The sequence below is a fragment of the Streptococcus australis genome, from assembly GCF_003943615.1.
Taxonomy (GTDB): domain Bacteria; phylum Bacillota; class Bacilli; order Lactobacillales; family Streptococcaceae; genus Streptococcus; species Streptococcus australis_C.
In genome coordinates this window covers 82,613-100,478 of record NZ_RJPZ01000007.1, presented here as the reverse complement: position 1 = coordinate 100,478, position 17,866 = coordinate 82,613, and the positions used below count along the sequence as shown (strand labels likewise).

Sequence of the window (17,866 nt, the reverse complement as noted above, 5' to 3'; positions counted from 1 at the left end):
ATATAAACAAAGATGTAGGAGGAACCGAAACTATGACAGCCTCAATGCGTTTAAGATAAGCTGGCAATAAAAAAAGCAGAATCTATACCCGATGATAGGCTTTTTTGTTGTGCTTATTTATACGATATTGAGCATTCATTAGTTACGGTGAGGATATTGGTTATTTAACTATACCTTTATTTAACTATGTCTTTAATATGAATGTTTCCAAATTGTATGTATGCAGACCAAAAGCCACATTGTGGGGTTTGGCCTGCATTTTTTATTGCCTAGAATGCTATTCAAAATAGAAATTCAAGCAAAATAATATGCAGGAGATAATATAAATGGAAAAATACAACAATTGGAAACGAAAATTTTATGCAATATGGGCAGGGCAAGCAGTATCATTAATCACTAGTGCCATCCTGCAAATGGCGATTATTTTTTACCTTACAGAAAAAACAGGATCTGCGATGGTCTTGTCTATGGCTTCATTAGTAGGTTTTTTACCCTATGCGATTTTGGGACCTGCCATTGGTGTGCTAGTGGATCGTCATGATAGGAAGAAGATAATGATTGGTGCCGATTTAATTATCGCAGCAGCTGGTGCAGTGCTTGCTATTGTTGCATTCTGTATGGAGCTACCTGTCTGGATGATTATGATAGTATTGTTTATCCGTAGCATTGGAACAGCTTTTCATACCCCAGCACTCAATGCGGTTACACCACTTTTAGTACCAGAAGAACAGCTAACGAAATGCGCAGGCTATAGTCAGTCTTTGCAGTCTATAAGCTATATTGTTAGTCCGGCAGTTGCAGCACTCTTATACTCCGTTTGGGATTTAAATGCTATTATTGCCATCGACGTATTGGGTGCTGTGATTGCATCTATTACGGTAGCAATTGTACGTATACCTAAGCTGGGTAATCAAGTGCAAAGTTTAGAACCAAATTTCATAAGGGAGATGAAAGAAGGAGTTGTGGTTCTGAGACAAAACAAAGGATTGTTTGCCTTATTACTCTTAGGAACACTATATACTTTTGTTTATATGCCAATCAATGCACTATTTCCTTTAATAAGCATGGAACACTTTAATGGAACGCCTGTGCATATTTCTATTACGGAAATTTCCTTTGCATTTGGGATGCTAGCAGGAGGCTTATTATTAGGAAGATTAGGGGGCTTCGAAAAGCATGTATTACTAATAACAAGTTCATTTTTTATAATGGGGACCAGTTTAGCCGTTTCGGGAATACTTCCTCCAAATGGATTTGTAATATTCGTAGTTTGCTGTGCAATAATGGGGCTTTCGGTGCCATTTTATAGCGGTGTGCAAACAGCTCTTTTTCAGGAGAAAATTAAGCCTGAATATTTAGGACGTGTATTTTCTTTGATCGGAAGTATCATGTCACTTGCTATGCCAATTGGGTTAATTCTTTCTGGATTCTTTGCTGATAAAATCGGTGTAAATCATTGGTTTTTACTATCAGGTATTTTAATTATTGGCATTGCTATAGTTTGCCAAATGATAACTGAGGTTAGAAAATTAGATTTAAAATAAACAATATTGGAGGAATATTTATGTATCTTATTTTCATGTAACTCTTCCTGCTAAAATCGCAGGGTTTTCCCTGCATACAAGCAAATGAAAGCATGCGATTATAGACAGGAGGAAATGTTATGGAATTAATATTAAAAGCAAAAGACATTCGTGTGGAATTCAAAGGACGCGATGTTTTAGATATAAATGAATTAGAAGTATATGATTATGACCGTATTGGTTTAGTAGGAGCAAATGGTGCTGGAAAAAGCACTTTACTCAGGGTACTTTTAGGAGAATTAACTCCCCCAGGATGTAAAATGAATCGTCTGGGTGAACTTGCCTATATTCCCCAGTTGGACGAAGTAACTCTGCAGGAGGAAAAAGATTTTGCACTTGTAGGCAAGCTAGGTGTTGAGCAATTAAATATACAGACTATGAGCGGTGGTGAAGAAACAAGGCTTAAAATAGCACAGGCCTTATCGGCACAGGTTCATGGTATTTTAGCGGATGAACCTACGAGCCATTTAGACCGTGAAGGAATTGATTTTCTAATAGGACAGCTAAAATATTTTACAGGTGCACTGTTAGTTATTAGCCATGACCGCTATTTTCTTGATGAAATAGTAGATAAAATATGGGAACTGAAAGATGGCAAAATCACTGAGTATTGGGGAAACTATTCTGATTATCTTCGTCAGAAAGAGGAAGAACGTAAGAGCCAAGCTGCAGAATACGAACAATTTATTGCGGAACGTGCCCGATTGGAAAGGGCTGCGGAGGAAAAGCGAAAACAGGCTCGTAAAATAGAACAGAAGGCAAAAGGTTCTTCAAAGAAAAAAAGTACTGAAGACGGAGGGCGTTTAGCTCATCAAAAATCAATAGGAAGTAAGGAAAAAAAGATGTATAATGCTGCTAAAACCCTAGAGCACAGGATTGCGGCCTTAGGAAAAGTAGAAGCTCCGGAAGGCATTCGCAGAATTCGTTTCAGGCAAAGTAAAGCATTGGAGCTCCATAATCCATACCCTATAGTCGGTGCAGAAATTAATAAAGTATTTGGGGATAAGGCTCTGTTTGAAAATGCATCTTTTCAAATTCCGTTAGGAGCAAAAGTGGCGTTAACTGGTGGTAATGGAATCGGAAAAACAACTTTAATCCAAATGATCTTAAACCATGAAGAAGGAATTTCTATTTCGCCTAAGGCAAAAATAGGTTACTTTGCACAGAATGGTTACAAGTACAACAGTAATCAGAATGTTATGGAGTTTATGCAGAAGGATTGTGACTACAATATATCAGAAATTCGTTCAGTGCTAGCATCTATGGGGTTCAAACAGAACGATATTGGAAAAAGTTTATCTGTTTTAAGCGGTGGAGAAATTATAAAATTGTTGCTTGCTAAAATGCTCATGGGTAGATATAACATCCTAATAATGGATGAACCCAGTAACTTCCTTGACATACCAAGTTTAGAGGCTTTGGAAATACTAATGAAGGAGTACACCGGAACTATCGTGTTTATCACCCACGATAAACGATTACTCGAAAATGTAGCAGATGTAGTTTATGAAATTAGAGATAAGAAAATAAATCTGAAACATTAAATTTAAGGTAGTCGCTGGTCAGTATAGTCTGTTCTGGTTGGCGACTCCATTGTTAAAGAGTATAAAGACTTTAGATTTTATGAATATTAAAAATAGGAACAGTCAATTGAACTGCTCCTATTTTTCTGCTAAATATATTGTAGTTTTCTTATATGTATAATGATAGATTAGCGGATTCTCATCTACGGTACTTACTTCAAATATGAAGAAGTGATCGCGGTTATCTCTGGACTTTTCCTTATTGAGGACAAAGTAATTCTTACGTGAAGTCGCCATTGTTTTTAGGATATCATCAGTTAGGAAGGTCAATGGAATATTCATGTTAGAGTAGCGGTAGAAGTCACGTTCAAAATCTTGGTAGCTCTCGCTATAATAGTCCATTTGTAGGTGATTACGCTGAAACTCAAGCTGATTCATAGAGCACCTCCTCGACAAGTTCAATACTAATAATGTCTTTTAATTTCAAATTGATGTGACCTGTTGTAGTTTTTATCAAAATGAAATCTTTGGTCAGACTTGGTATTGTTCCAGTGTAGGAAACACGCTTGTTTTTTTCAATCACTTGAATGCGTGTGCGTAGCTGCCCGGCGTATACTTGACTGAGGAGTAATAATTTCTTCTCTAGTGATAAGTCAGACATGTACGTTACTTTGTTTGTATCATCAGAGAGTGCTGATGCATGTTCAGATAGGAAAAAGCCCATCCATTTTTGCATCTTTGTATCCTGGTACTCTCTTGCTGATTGAAATGGTAAATATGAACGGTCAATCATATCAAATCCTTTCTATGCAGAGGCAAGGGTATTTTTATCAAATTGAATCGTAAAACCTTGAATTCCCCCACCTGTGTAACATTCTTTAAAGCGATTGATTACCTCAGTATAGATTATCACAGATGAGCTTGTTGGCTTAATGCTAAATGTAAATTCCAATGGTAATCGGTTTTCAGATTTAGCATGTACTAGTCGTATCGATATTTCAGTTGTTTTGAGTTTTCTCTGACGAAGTTTTGAAGTTGCTGTTTCAACGATTCCATGTAAAAATCTTTCAAGCATTTCAATATCATTACATCCTTTGCTACGGATTTCTGAAAATTGTACTGTATTTTTTTCTTGTTTCATTTTAATCCCTCCAATCCACCCGCGGAATGACCACCGATAAGTTTACTGCGTTCAATATTTCTGGAACCTTCAGTTAGGACGGTTCCTTTTTGTATGGCTAAAAAACCAAACTGTTCTCTGACAACATCAATAGCTGTCTGAAGTCTATTATCTTTTTCAATTTGTTCTACATCATCAAAGAGTGATAGTAGAGTATAGCTTTCATCTACGAAGCCACTATAAGATACACCAATTTGTCTCACTGCACCAGAGGTGTATTTTTTCGGAATAATACAAGTACATGACTCACCATTGTTTTGGGGAGATTTGCGGGTTCAATTTTATTCTGAGCATTTATAGATTTTTTCATCTCAGTCCTAGAATAGCCAATATGAATAGAAACGACAGTAGTCAATACTAGGGCTACTGTTCCGTTCCACAGTATCATTTAAAAATCATTTTCACACCCTTTCGTCTATTAGTATAGAAGAAAGCTCTCAGCACACAATATCCACTTGTAGTTTATAATAACTATCTCCTCCTTTACACTTTAATTCAAATCTTTATTAAAAAATATTTCATCTTATTTAACAAGAAACCATATTTATATAACAACATAAAATACACTAAGTTATTTTATTGAACATATATCGTACTTTATCTATCCGACTATTTGGACGACGGGGCTGGCAAACAGGTTCACCGGTAGTAACATGGTACCCTTTTAACTCTGTTAAACAAACACTACGTCCATTTGTAAAGAAAGTTAAATCACTACGATATTCTTGAATACACCGAGCAGGGATTTCTCCACTAAGAATGACCTCATTATTTTTCAATTGAGTGTCTACGATGTTCGCACAATATTTAGGAGCATCGGTGTATGCTCGTGAAAGATATTCCTGTGGCGCATAAATTTTAAAACTAAGATATGGCTCTAACAATTCTGTTCCAGCTTTTTTTAAGACTTGTTCCAATACAATAGGAGCAAGCATCCGAAAATCTGCTGGGGTACTAACAGGGCTATAGTATAAGCCATACTTAAAACAGATTTTACAGTCCGTCACATTCCAACCATACAATCCTTGTTCACAGCCATAGCGTATCCCTTCCATAACTGCATTTTGAAATGATTGATTTAAGTATCCAAGAGAAACCGAGCTCTCATACTGCATTCCACTTCCCAACGGAAGCGGTGATACAGATAAACCAATGGAAGCCCAGAAAGGATTCGGTGGAACTTCGATGTGAATGGTATACTCTGCTTTTTTTAACGGTCTTTCCATATAAATGACTGTAGGCTCTTTTATTTCTATCTCCACATGATACTTTTCTTGCAGCAGAGCACAAGTCACTTCCATTTGTACTTTCCCTAAGAAAGAAAGTATGATTTCATGTGTCGCAGAATCCACATAATATCGCAGAAGCGGGTCACTGTCGGAGATTTCTAAAAGTGCATCAAGTAACATTTCCCTTTGTTGAGGTTTGCTCGGTTCAACAGTCGTTTGCAGCAGAGGGAGGGGATTTTCAATTCTCTCTCTCTGTGGCAATAGCTTTGTATCTCCAAGAACACTATTTAACTTCAAAAACTCATTCTGCAAAATAACAATTTCCCCGGAATAAGCCTTATCGATTTTACATAATTCACCATTTATTGAAGTATACATTTCTGTAATTTTTATTTTTTCCTTTTCCGATATTCTAACCGAATCTCGCAAATGCAGTACGCCACTATAAAGACGTATATATGCAAGACGCTGTCTTTTTTCCGAATACTCAATTTTGAAAACTTTTCCGCAAAGTTCAGACTGACCTCGATGTGTTGATGAATAAAATTTATTCGTAATCACTTCTATAAGGTTATCAATCCCTATATTACTTTTTGCACTTCCATGATAAAGAGGGAACAGAGAACAATTCTGAAATCTTATGCTTTCCTCTTGTTCGAGTTCCAATGCTTCTAATGATTTACCGGACATATATTTCTCTAAAAGGTCATCGTTTCCCTCTATTACCGTATCCCATTGTTCAGATTCGGTAAAGTTCGTCACACACATATTAGGATACAGTTCTACCTTCTGTTTGATTACAATTTCGGCAGAAAGTTTCTCTTTAATATCCTGATAAACCGTTGATAAATCAATTCCATTTTGGTCAATCTTATTGATAAAAAAGATTGTGGGAATACCTATTTTCCTAAGTGCATGAAACAATATACGAGTTTGTGCTTGTACGCCATCTTTTGCAGAAATCAGTAGAATTGCCCCATCTAATACTGATAATGAACGATATACTTCTGCTAAAAAATCCATATGTCCTGGCGTGTCTATGATGTTTATCTTAGTATTTTTCCACTGAAAAGAGGTTATCGCCGTCTGAATTGTAATTCCTCTCTGACGTTCTAAAAGCGTATTATCCGTTTTCGTTGTACCTCTGTCCACGCTTCCTAATTCTGTAATCGCTCCACTGTTATATAATAAGCTTTCTGTTAAGGTAGTTTTTCCCGCATCAACATGAGCTAAAACTCCAATATTAATAATTTTCATGTGATTTTCCTCCATTCAAAAACCCAAAAGGGCATAAAAATCCCAGTGATAAATACTTTTATCACTGGGATTTTTATGCATAACCATAGGTATACAAAGCATACAGATATTCTCTGGATACTTTAGAATCACATGATAAAGGTATTCTTAAACTGGGTACAAAAAACTAAGCCCTCCTAAAAAAGGACATCTAATTATTTGTTCCCGCTATCAAATTGNCAGTTTATTTAAGAATACCTTGCCGCATATTTATTAACTCCTTTTAAATAGTCACTTAAATAATAGCACGTAAGAGCATATTTGTAAAGGAATCTCCAATTTTTTATCAAAAAGAGTACATGATTACAAAGTATCTGTAATCATGTACCAATATTTGTTATTTTACAATCTTCCAATTATCTTGTTTTTCTAATATCAACTCAAATTGCGAGATTTGGGTTGCCTTTGTTTCTTGATCTAAATATTTCACAGCGACATTCACGATTACTTGGTTATCTTTTCTGGTAAAGATAGGATTCACCAATTCCTCGAAAACATATTCCTTGTTAATCATAGGTAACACATGATTACTTACATAGTAAGTCAATTCTTTTTCTGTGGCGGTAGGATAGAGCTGGAAGAACGTTTCTAAAAAGCTAATGATTTCGTCCATCGTTTCTGTATCTACTGTATGGTCACTTTCTAGCTGTTTGGGTTGGTAGTCCGATTTTTGAGGTTTCTTACTCATTGTCGGATTTTTGATAATAACCATATTATCTGATTCATCTATATGGACAACCACATGAAAGCTAGACGATATAGTTTCCTTGTCTTTGTCTTCGGTAATAACTTGTTCAACAGAAAACAGTACCTCAAAGGTGTTCTCATTCACTTGAGAAACCTGCCACACCTGTATATCGTTCACACTAGAACTAGTAGGAATATCCTTACGAATCATTTCTTCATTTAATACCTGCAATTCTTCCGTCAAATAATGGGTCAATTTCTCATTTCGTTTATCAATGGCTTCTTGGGATTGTTGCCACGAAAAGTAGTCTTTCGCAAAGGATTTCACAAAACTTTCTACTTGGTTGGTATCGACAATCTGCTGTTTAATGATTTCTGTTTCACGGACAGTATGAGTGTCAATGGCAGTAAAATTTTTATAGATTCCAAATCCGACACTACCAATCAATAAAACCCATAAAACAAAGGTTAATTTCTTATGCGTGCCAACTTTAATCATCGGAACTTTTCTTTGCTTGCTCGGTTTTTTAGATTTCTTTGGTTTCTCCTTCTTTTCTTTTCGCTCGATTTTTATAATCATTTGATTCATTCCTTTCTTAGTTATGAATAACACGTCTAGCCCCAATCAGATGGTCTTGCCAATAACGACTGCTTAAGTCGCCATAACCGATTGGGTCGCCTGCATGATAAAAGCGATTTCCCTCTAAATATATCGCCACATGAGTCACATATGTGCCTGCATTATAGGTTGAATGAAAGAAGATAAGGTCGCCTGCTTGGGCTTCTTCCATAGAGATTTCTTGCGTAGCGTCATACTGATCTTGGGCGACACGAGGGAGAGAAATGCCAGCTTTGTCATACACCCATTGTATTAAGCCACTACAATCAAAAGAGGTGGTAGGCGACGCCCCTCCAAAGACATAGGGAAACCCTTCGTATTTCAAGGCTTCGTCCATAATGACTTGCACGGTTTCATCATCAAATTCTGTTGGGGAAGTGTCGGTTAGGTATTGTGAAACCAACTGAACATAAAACTGATTTCCATAGTTATATCGCCAACCACCATTCACAGGTATGGCTATGGGATTGGGGTAAGACACTTTTTCGCCACCTGAATACTCTTTTGAGAAACTTTGAGCCAGTTCAAAGGTATATTTATTTCCACGATTAGCCACATACCCTAAGAAACCACCACCATAATTGTAGGACTGGATAACCGATTCTAAATCTACACTGAGCCTTTCGCTACTGGCTAATAATTCACTGAAATACTTCACACCTTGCTTAATGGATTCTTCTGTACTCAATGAATTAGGTGGAAGACCGAGGGATTCCGAGGACTGCATAACATCTTCCGCAGTACCGCCCGATTCCACCTGTATAATCGCAAGAAGTATGTTGACATATTCTTCAACGCCATATTCTTTGGCATATTTTTCTACCATAGGCTTATGAGCCAGCACTTCTGCGGAAACATTCACACCTCCATAATGAATATTGGAAATTCCGCTGTCCTGTTCATCTGAAAATAAAATGGCAACAAACAGAAGCAGTGAGAAGACCATCAAGAATAATCCAGAACCACCAATCACTAAAGTTTTCAACTTCATGGTTTCTTACCGACTTTCTTAATGGTGGCGGTTTTGATTGGTGGTCTACTTCTTGTATTTTGTAGTGGTACTCTTTGAACAGTAGACGGACGTTCTTTTGTGATTGGACGTTGTGAAGTTCTATCTGCTGTAGTGGTTGAAGTTGCTGGCTTTTGAACGGTTTTTTCTTGAACGGTATTGCCTTGGCGTTCCACTTTTGGACTTGAAAAATCGGACTTAACTGCTGGACGCTCTTGTTTGGCTTGTTGAGATTCCTTATATGAAGTCTGAATATTAGACTGTTTTGAGGTCTGTTCATCATGATATTGTTCTTGTCTTGTAGTCGGTCTTTCATGAACAGAAGAAGCAGGCTGTTTTTTCTGTTTGACCTGTTCCATTTCAGAGCGACGCTTCGCAATGGTTTTTCGCCTTTGTTCCTGCTGTTCCTTGCGTCCACTGGCTCTGTCCGCTTTGGTTTGAGAAATACTACTGGTTAAATCACGGACATTCTCTTTTACTTTGGATTTTCCTTGATATACTGCATATCTTGCATTGGTCGGCAAATCTTTAACCTGTTCTTTCAAACCACTAGCAGTGTCTACCATTCTGTCTTTGGTATCAGCTACTGTACCGATGGTTTGACCGATACGTTTTCCAAGTGTTGATTTTTCCTTTCCGTCTGGTCGGGAGTGATCTGCTTGTGTCCTTGCAGAACTCCCCGAACCCGACTGTCCTTTTTTACCTGTAACAATGGCAGACCCAGCCCCTAGAGTAGTCATGGAACGTCCAAGTTTCCGCTGTAGACGGTGCATGTGAGCGTGCATAAGCATACGAGGTTTTCTCATCACACGACTTCCCACACTTTGAGAATCGTTACTCTGTAGAGAAAACATACTCATTAAATCGCCCAGCTTGAAGTAGATTCCTGCAAAGGTCACAATCTGTAGAAAAGCAATCAAAAAGAACGGATAACCAGCCGATAAGGTATAGAGCATGGTTGAAATACTAAATGCTGTCGTAATAATCAATGTGATTCCAGCTCGTGTCAAAATGGTATTAAAGAGCTTTGTTATGGCTCGTTTTGACATACCATCAAATGATGGAATCATGCTTAAAATAAAGCTCACAGGCAGAAACATAGCATAGATGATAAAAAGTACCTGCGAGAAAATCATGATTCCTGTTAATAGGAATACAAATATGGAAATCCCAATATTGAAGACAAATAGGAAGAAGACTGTACCTAAACGGTTAATGGTCTTTGTAATGGTTAGATTGGTATTGCTTCTGTCTTCAATTTCTTCCGCAACAATTTTTTCTCTGTCTTCGCCATTGTTGGAATCTGGGCTGGTGGAGAGCAGGCTTTCCACACGGTCAATACCGATACTTTCAATGTCTGAACTGTTGTATTGAAGCAGTAGCCACGGTTGCTGAACCTGTATGGAAAACAGGCTATCTCTGATTAAGTCCACGCTGTCCTTGCCTTGACTATCGGAATGGGGCATGACAATCTTCGTGCCAAGTGATAAACTGGCATTACTGATGTCTGATGAAAAGTCATTGATTTTTTTAATGTAGTCGGGAGCGTAGGCAATAAAGGAAGCCGATAGGATAAACACCAGCACAAAATTCATAATGGCATGAATTGCCTTTGTGGTTTCTCTCTTTATCAGTCCCGTATAGGCAACATAAACCCCAAGAACCAAAATCAAGAGTAAGAGGAATCCAACATAGAAACCCTCTGTTGAAAATCCGTTTGCACTCACACCAGCTAAGGTCTGCATATTCTTACCAATGGAATCTGCTGTAGCGGAAATGAAGTCTAAGGAATAGGCTTCCTGTACTAAGTAACCTGTCGCATTGGAAACATACAAACTGATTGTCCAAATAAAATTGGTAATGGCATATAGTCCATACATGACCTGTTTTCCAATCCCGTCCGACCAGTTCCACGGAAGCCAGCCCCAGCTATTATCCACATAAAAATCCAGTTGATAGTTTTCAAGTGGGTATCGGCTGTATTCATTTGCCACATTGACCGTATCATCTACCAAGCCCGCAGCTTGAACCACCGTTCCCAGCATGGCTAAAAGAAAAATGGCAATCACAAGTGTGAAAGCCACTGTCATTGCCACTTTACCTAGACGTTTCAGCGTCCAGTTTGATTTTATTCTGTTTACTATTGATGGTTTCACATTTACACCTCTTTTCGCACAGGTGGTCTGGTATCAAAGGCATGGAGCAGTTCTTCAAATACAGGGTGGAACTGTATCACACCGACACGACCATATAAATCACTGATAAGGCATTGCCCGTTTTCCAAATCACGCAATCGCTTCTGATTGTTTTCGTCCTCTGGGTCTACACCAAAAAAGGCTAAGGTCTTTTTAATCTCGTTAAGGTCAGTGGAACGAAATGCAAATTTTAAGCCGAGGTTATTTTTCAGTTTTTCATCTAAGAGGTCGTCTGTATTTTGGGTCACGAAATATACCCCAGCGTTCATAGCACGACCAGCCCGAACCAGCTTCATAGATAGTGTTTTTCCTTGTGCTACCTGTAAAAAGCTCCATGCTTCGTCTAAATCTACAATCTTGAAAATGCTTCGGTCTGTATGGATAAAGTCTAAAGCAAAGGTACTAATGACAATCAGCATAGCAACGGATAAAAGCTCCATAGTGGTATATTCCTCAAAGGAAGTTTCCTTGTCGGGAAGTACCAAGTCCGCAACCTGTATAATGTTCAGTTGTTTTTCTAAGCTGATAGACTGCTCCACATAACCATTACTGAATAATAAATGTGCAAAGTCATAGTCTGTAAAACTTTCGATATGGTCGGCTATACTGGTACTTAGTGGCGTATTCTCAACCCGTAATTCCTCAATCACTTTCATCAACCCTCGTACTTCACTATTGGTTACTGCACGAATGGCTTTTCTAAGGATTGGGAAGCGTTCCCCATCACGAGAGGAAATCCCCGTAAGGAATGTCAGAATATCAATAGCCAGTGATTCAGAATCTTTGGGATTTTTCATAATCACATAAGGGTCAAGTAAGCCTTTGTTTTTCTCATCAGAAGTCAGAGTGACGATATTGATTTCATGGGAAATCTCTGGCAAGGTTTCTTTCCATCTGCCACGTTCTGCTTTTGGGTCTACAATCACTGCTTGTGCCCCATAAAGCACCGCATAATAGACGATAAGGTTATTCGCAAAGGATTTACCACCACCCAGCGAACCAACAAAAGCCGACGCTAACGCATTGGTTACTGAACCCTTAACCCCTTGACTGGCAAGAGCAGGTTTCAGATAGACATTGCGTCCAGTATCTAAGCTGTAGCCAACATAAATCCCCTCATTTTCCCCCAGCATTTGAGTAGCACCAAAACCTAAACCAGCGAGGAAATCAGAGGTCACGTATTGAATATAATCATTCATATAACGCTTGCTGGCAGGTAAAAATTCTTCATGTAAGCCGAGCATATCCCCAAATGGTCGTACCAGTTTTACGCTTAAATCGTCATAAAAATCTTTCACTTCATTACAACGACGTTTGAGTTCGTCAAGATCATTTGCTGATACCCTTACCACATAAGACAGCTTGTACATAGATTCCTTGCTTTGGTCTAAATTGGTTTCCAGCTCATTCACACTTTCCAGAGCTTCCGCCACATTGGAGCTGGTTTCATTATCACTTTGCCAAGCGTGGTTATCCAAGTCTTTCAGTTCTTTCTTTTTATTGCGGACAGTAGATAGGGCTTTACGATTCGCTACAATTTCCACATTCATTGACGTATCAATCGGGAATGTAAATTGCTGTTGCTGGTAGTAGAAGATTTCAGAGGACGGGAAGTCCAGTTCTCCGACAATGCTGTTAATGGTAAAGTAAGCTACATAGACGGTTTCATCTTCCTGCTGGATTTTCAAATATCGCTGTTTTTCTTCCACCAAACAGCGAGTAGGCTTAATCAAGTCATAGTATTTAATCAGCGTTTCATTATCCAGCTTTTTCTTTGATAGATGGTACTCATACTCTTCATAGGCAGTGCCTGTCTGTCCGTAAAGGTGTTCAATCAGATAGCCGAAGTCGTCCTTATCTAACCTGCGGATTTTGAAACGACGAGAGATTTTATTTTCTAAGAGCTTTTCCATCTTCTGAAAACGCAGGATTTCATCATTACTCATACTAACAAAATCGCCCATCAGCTTATGGTTCACATCATAGACAAAATCAGACAAAGCATTTTTTGCTTCAACGGTAAGACTTTTCATAGAAAACTCCTGATCGTTGAGAAGCAACTTAAAGCCGATAAAGAAACGGTAGTTCACTTGATTTTCGCCAATCATGGATATTAAAGCGTCTGTCTGTTGGTCGATTTTGTCATAGGCAACCGCTTTGAGCTTGCCAGTGACTTCATTTTTGGAACGCTCTTGTGCAGAACGTATGCTGGATTCTGTACTGATTTGTAAAGCATGAATTTTGCCATCACGATTTTGTGCGATAAGCTGTCTGAAAGAATCATGCACTTGTATTTTCTGTTCTGGACTTAGAAATGAGTAATTGTAAGGAACAAGCTCATAGTAAGCATAACATTCCCCGTCTTTATTCCAGACGAGATTGTTTTCAATGTATTTAATTGGATATGCCATAAAATTCACTCCTAACTGCTGTAATGGCTTCTTGTGGCTGGTTTCTGCCAAGCGTTACTTTTTTTCCTGCATAGGTCAGCTTTGGTCGCAGTGCATAAGCAATGACAGACTTCAAAAATCCATAAGGCTTTTTACCATCAAAAGTTTTTGTAGACATAAACCATGTGAAAGCCACAGGAATCCCAAAGTATTTGAGAAATGCTCCCTCTATCATGGAAAGAGGGGGCAAGTTGCCAAGTATCATCACTGCAAAGAGTGACACGACAAACCATGTCATTTGCGTAAAGGTTATGGGAAACGGAAGTCTAAAATCATTGATAGAATACAGTACCTTTTCCACAGACCAGATACTGGTATAGCTTCGTATTTTCTTCATGTAATCAATCCTTTCATAAAAAATAGGGGTAGCTGATTGAGCCACCCCGTAAAATAGAAAATCTGCCAGTAGTAATGTACCGACAGATTTAATAGACGATTTCAAAAATCCCATGATTGGTTGAGATAAACGTTCCTGAAAGGTCTAAATCCCGACCATAGGCTTGATAATCAATATAGTTTTGAAGACTAGCTGGTACTTCGCCTAAAGCACCCGTTTCTTCAATGTAGTAGCGTGCCACGTCATACATATCATCACAATCGGAATGAATGATAATATCCTCTTGATGTTCGCTTAGTTCTTCAATGCTTGAAAAATGAGTGAGCAGAGCAGATAGCTCCGATTGTAATTCTTCGGGTAATTCCGATACCATTTCCCATAGTCGATTGAGTTCGCCAATGGAAGTGTATTCGTCAACCGTAAAGGGTAACTCGTAGTCATGAATGGCGTATTCCTCATATTCATCATTCAAGCCGATTTTCTCTTTGACTTCCTCAAAGTCAATGGGAAAGGTAAACCACGCACCGACCAATTCGCCCTCATTGTATTTGCCTAAATTCGCAATATAGACTTGCATATCGTCCATATATTCACGTCCTTTCTTTGTAGAGATTCAAAAATCCCTACCGCACTTCGTTTGGTGTACCATTCCTTTGCGGAACATAAGAAAACCACTTATATTCCACAAAAGAACGGTTTTATTTAAGCACCAATAATGCGATTGAATAGCTCTAGTAAAATGTCTTTTACTCCAGCAGCGTTGAAGACTAAGCCAACCGCAATAATCGCAATAATTAAAAAGCCAATCAGTTTGCTAAACTCACGCTTGAAGCCAAGATACAAGCCAATCACAACGATTGCTAAAAGCACCAGTGATTGAGCGTTTGATAGAAACCAGTTATAAAGGTTTTGTCCAAAATTCATAAAAATGTTCTCCTCTCTATATTCAATGAATTTGTATTTGAGTTATTTTTTTGTTGTTATCACGTCCTGTTCTTTTACTGACTGTTGCTTCAAAATCTGCTTGTGTCGGTCTGTCAGTTTCGCATGGTCGAGAATGTCTTTTACAACCTGCGTCTGGTTGATTTCATCAAGTTTAATCGCAACCTTTAAGGTCGGGGCAACTTGATGAGATAGCCAGTTCAGCGTCCTTTGGAAGGAGTAAGGCTCTGGTTTTGTGGTTAGTTTTAATCGTTCACGATTGTTCCCAATAAACCAAGCCCATTCTTCATTCAGTTTCCAATCAGAACGAGGTTTGGAATCGTCTTTATCTACAAAACGGATATACCGATTGATAATTTTAAAGGCGGTATGCTCTGGATTGTCATAGACGAGTAAATCACGGACTGCATAATAGGCACGCTCATTTTTCAATCGAATCTCAAAACGGTTTTTTACTTCTGCGTCTTCAATGGGAATATCATTTTTCTTGTACTGCTCGTAGTCCTTTTCATAGATACAGAAATAAACTTCACTTTGTAATGAACCGATATAGAGGGTGTTTCCCATACATTCCTTTTCCTCTTTGCGTACCAGTTCGCCACTGCGATAGCTTTTAAAACTGCGGAAGACGGAGATACATTCTTCCTGTTGGCACTTTTCAGTGAGTACAGGGATATTCAAAATCCCTGTCTTATCGTTAATGGCAAGGTCAAGGCGTTTCATCACACCGCCAGCCACCAAAACGTCCATAAAGAACTCATACCAGCTTCTTTGTTGTGCCAGAAGATAGCTTTCAAATTGTCTGCACCCACGACCTTTCAATTCCACCAGAACTCCTTTGTCCAGTTCATGGGAGCAAAGGACGAATATGTCGCCTAAAGCATAATGCTCTGAATAAGAATAGAAACCATAGTCCTCATGAAGAAAATAGGACAGTTTCAGTTGTAAGATGTTTTCGACCACCTGCTGTACGTCTGTTGTCGGAAAGCGAATCCTTACATAATCAAACAGCATTTCAAGGGGAGCGTCGGGATTGAAGCGTTCCAGAGCTTCCCAAAGGGACTGCTGTAAATCCTCTGATGGCTTGACTTTTCCTGTTTCAATATCGCTTAGATACTGCCTTGTAATACCAGTCGCAACAGCTAAACGGTTTTGAGATAGTCCATAAGCCAAGCGTTTTTCTTTTAAATGCTGTAACCAAGTTTGTTCATTCAGTAAAAATCCCTCCAATCAAAAAGGCGTATGTCAACTTTTAAAGCCCATTTGACATACGCTGAAATTTTGTAAATCCCTTGTAACCAAAGGATTTTCTAATGTTTTTTTGACTGTTTCCTGTCGATTTGTACCCCCCTGTTAGATACGGGGGGTTAAGTGCTGGCGTGGCTATTGCCACACCAGCCAGCAAGATCAGTCCACACCTGCGACTTCCGCTTCGCACGTCGCCTGCGTGGACTGTCTGCTGTTGGATAACTTTTTAATTTCCTCCAAGAAATCATATCCTTTTGGTACAAGGGGAGTATAAAACTCTGATATGACACTTGTTCCTACATCAACATAGCCACGACCTTTGATTCGCTTTAAGAAGAAATCCTTTTGTACGTCACTGCCAAACATCATGCCATAGCCCATTTCAGACATACGACCTAAAGCCACTCTGAAATTAAACTGATCACGGATTCCGTCGCCTAAATATTTTGCGTCTGGACGTTGACAAGCCAGTATTAGAAAGAAGCCAGCTTGACGACCTAACATGACAATCTGTTTCAGCTTATTCATAACTGCGGTGTTTTCTTTTGTTCCCAGCATTTCCATGAAAGCGACGTATTCATCAAAGATTAAGAAGTGTGCCGGGAGACCTAAGTAAGCATAATTTTTGCCAGTCTTATAGTTCTTCATCTGCTTCATTTCCTCACTACGTTTCATCATTTCTTCATAGAATGTTTCAATGCAAGAAAGCAAGTCTTCTTTTCTATAGTAGACATTTGCCATCACAGAACCTAAGTCCGCAAGGTCAGCATTTTTCGGGTCAAGAATATACAGTTTTGAATCTGTATGAAGCAAGGCTTCAATCAGTGTCAGTATAAAGTAAGTTTTACCGCCACCTGTACCACCAGCAATCAACATATGAGGGAGCTTATCATATTCCCACCATACGTTTTTCATTAAGCGAAGTTTACCATCTTTAGCTTCTACTTCATCAATAGAAATACGACTGGCTATGGTGTCATAGAGCAAAGTATATTCCACATAGGAATCCTTTAACTCTTTATCCGTCAGCTCACAGTACAAGCCACTCTCTAATTTCTTTTCCAAGTGTAAGAGTTGGTCTTGATATTTTCCCAGCGTGATTTCCACCCGTATCTGTATCAAGCCATTTTTAAGTCGATAATACATTTTAGGGAAGTAGGTTATCTTTTCCTTTGTACGACCAGCACTATCTTTAAAGAAACCCTCTGTTTTGACCTGTTCAGATTCATACCACTTGTTTTCAAGTATCATCTTTGCCAGTTTTTGACGGTGGTAAAGTTGTTTAACCGTATCATAGCGAACCCGTTTGAATACAAACGCTACCAGCAAGCAGATAAGAATTGCGACACTGAAACTGATAATTAAATAGGGAATGTCAATCTTATCTGCTTGTGATAGGTTAAAATCCTGCCAGTTGATCTGCTGGATTGTCTTCACATGAAACAGTCCGACAACCAGCAGGAAAACAGGCAGGAGTGACGCTATCGTAAAATGAAAGACTAAATCTTTACCAGATGGGCGAATCCTTTTACCACGCTGTTTCATGCGAAAAAGTCTCCTTTCTACCT

16 protein-coding genes and 1 pseudogene are annotated in these 17,866 nt (G+C 38.7%); 2 read left to right on the top strand and 15 right to left on the bottom strand.

Translation table 11 applies throughout. From position 1 onward, the window contains the following. Nucleotides 1-326: 326 nt before the first annotated feature. Both mef(A) and msr(D) read left to right on the top strand, forming a co-directional pair. Entirely contained in the window at nt 327-1,544 is a 1,218-nt protein-coding gene (gene mef(A), locus D8785_RS08595; RefSeq protein WP_000417519.1) for a macrolide efflux MFS transporter Mef(A), read from the top strand. Between the two features lie 119 nt (nt 1,545-1,663). Beyond that, the gene (gene msr(D), locus D8785_RS08590; RefSeq protein WP_000420313.1) at nt 1,664-3,127 is read left to right on the top strand and encodes an ABC-F type ribosomal protection protein Msr(D); all 1,464 of its coding nucleotides are present in this window, start codon (nt 1,664-1,666) and stop codon (nt 3,125-3,127) included. A gap of 117 nt (nt 3,128-3,244) precedes the next feature. On the opposite strand, the gene D8785_RS08585 is transcribed toward msr(D), so the two are convergent. The 15 genes and pseudogenes from D8785_RS08585 to D8785_RS08500 form a co-directional block, all read right to left on the bottom strand. After that, a complete protein-coding gene (locus D8785_RS08585; RefSeq protein ID WP_001072467.1) occupies nt 3,245-3,544 on the bottom strand; it encodes a DUF5960 family protein in 300 nt (99 codons plus the stop codon). Further along, nucleotides 3,531-3,899 carry a hypothetical protein gene (locus tag D8785_RS08580; RefSeq protein ID WP_000567222.1) on the bottom strand — a complete coding sequence of 123 codons (369 nt, stop codon included), beginning with the start codon at nt 3,897-3,899 and terminating at the stop codon, nt 3,531-3,533. The genes D8785_RS08585 and D8785_RS08580 overlap by 14 nt, the downstream gene beginning before the upstream one ends. A 12-nt stretch (nt 3,900-3,911) precedes the next feature. After that, a complete protein-coding gene (locus D8785_RS08575; RefSeq protein ID WP_000806926.1) occupies nt 3,912-4,247 on the bottom strand; it encodes a DinB/UmuC family translesion DNA polymerase in 336 nt (111 codons plus the stop codon). Further along, nucleotides 4,244-4,489 (bottom strand): hypothetical protein, encoded by a 246-nt coding sequence (locus D8785_RS08570; RefSeq protein ID WP_001813542.1) that lies wholly within the window; start codon nt 4,487-4,489, stop codon nt 4,244-4,246. The genes D8785_RS08575 and D8785_RS08570 overlap by 4 nt, the downstream gene beginning before the upstream one ends. 363 nt (nt 4,490-4,852) lie before the next feature. After that, nucleotides 4,853-6,772 carry a tetracycline resistance ribosomal protection protein Tet(M) gene (gene tet(M), locus D8785_RS08560; protein WP_125375138.1) on the bottom strand — a complete coding sequence of 640 codons (1,920 nt, stop codon included), beginning with the start codon at nt 6,770-6,772 and terminating at the stop codon, nt 4,853-4,855. A gap of 15 nt (nt 6,773-6,787) precedes the next feature. Beyond that, nucleotides 6,788-6,835: pseudogene (locus tag D8785_RS09945) on the bottom strand (hypothetical protein); the annotation flags it as partial. Between the two features lie 313 nt (nt 6,836-7,148). Continuing rightward, complete coding sequence (locus D8785_RS08545; RefSeq protein WP_000584386.1) at nt 7,149-8,078, bottom strand: conjugal transfer protein; 930 nt, start codon at nt 8,076-8,078, stop codon at nt 7,149-7,151. A gap of 16 nt (nt 8,079-8,094) precedes the next feature. Continuing rightward, nucleotides 8,095-9,108 carry a bifunctional lytic transglycosylase/C40 family peptidase gene (locus D8785_RS08540; RefSeq protein WP_000769871.1) on the bottom strand — a complete coding sequence of 338 codons (1,014 nt, stop codon included), beginning with the start codon at nt 9,106-9,108 and terminating at the stop codon, nt 8,095-8,097. Further along, on the bottom strand, nt 9,105-11,282 hold the full coding sequence (locus tag D8785_RS08535; RefSeq protein WP_000804748.1) for a CD3337/EF1877 family mobilome membrane protein: 2,178 nt from the start codon (nt 11,280-11,282) through the stop codon (nt 9,105-9,107). Before D8785_RS08535 ends, D8785_RS08540 begins: the two co-directional genes overlap by 4 nt. A gap of 2 nt (nt 11,283-11,284) precedes the next feature. Continuing rightward, the gene (tcpF, locus tag D8785_RS08530; RefSeq protein ID WP_000331160.1) at nt 11,285-13,732 is read right to left on the bottom strand and encodes a conjugal transfer ATPase TcpF; all 2,448 of its coding nucleotides are present in this window, start codon (nt 13,730-13,732) and stop codon (nt 11,285-11,287) included. Further along, nucleotides 13,716-14,108 (bottom strand): conjugal transfer protein, encoded by a 393-nt coding sequence (locus D8785_RS08525; RefSeq protein ID WP_000723888.1) that lies wholly within the window; start codon nt 14,106-14,108, stop codon nt 13,716-13,718. The genes tcpF and D8785_RS08525 overlap by 17 nt, the downstream gene beginning before the upstream one ends. An 88-nt stretch (nt 14,109-14,196) precedes the next feature. Then, complete coding sequence (locus D8785_RS08520) at nt 14,197-14,694, bottom strand: antirestriction protein ArdA (protein ID WP_000342539.1); 498 nt, start codon at nt 14,692-14,694, stop codon at nt 14,197-14,199. 116 nt (nt 14,695-14,810) lie between these two features. Next, a complete protein-coding gene (locus D8785_RS08515; RefSeq protein WP_001009056.1) occupies nt 14,811-15,032 on the bottom strand; it encodes a hypothetical protein in 222 nt (73 codons plus the stop codon). A gap of 42 nt (nt 15,033-15,074) precedes the next feature. Further along, nucleotides 15,075-16,280, bottom strand: coding sequence for a MobT family relaxase (mobT, locus tag D8785_RS08510; RefSeq protein ID WP_000398284.1), 1,206 nt, complete (start codon nt 16,278-16,280; stop codon nt 15,075-15,077). A gap of 177 nt (nt 16,281-16,457) precedes the next feature. Continuing rightward, on the bottom strand, nt 16,458-17,843 hold the full coding sequence (locus tag D8785_RS08500) for an FtsK/SpoIIIE domain-containing protein (protein ID WP_000813488.1): 1,386 nt from the start codon (nt 17,841-17,843) through the stop codon (nt 16,458-16,460). Between the last annotated feature and the right edge of the window lie 23 nt (nt 17,844-17,866).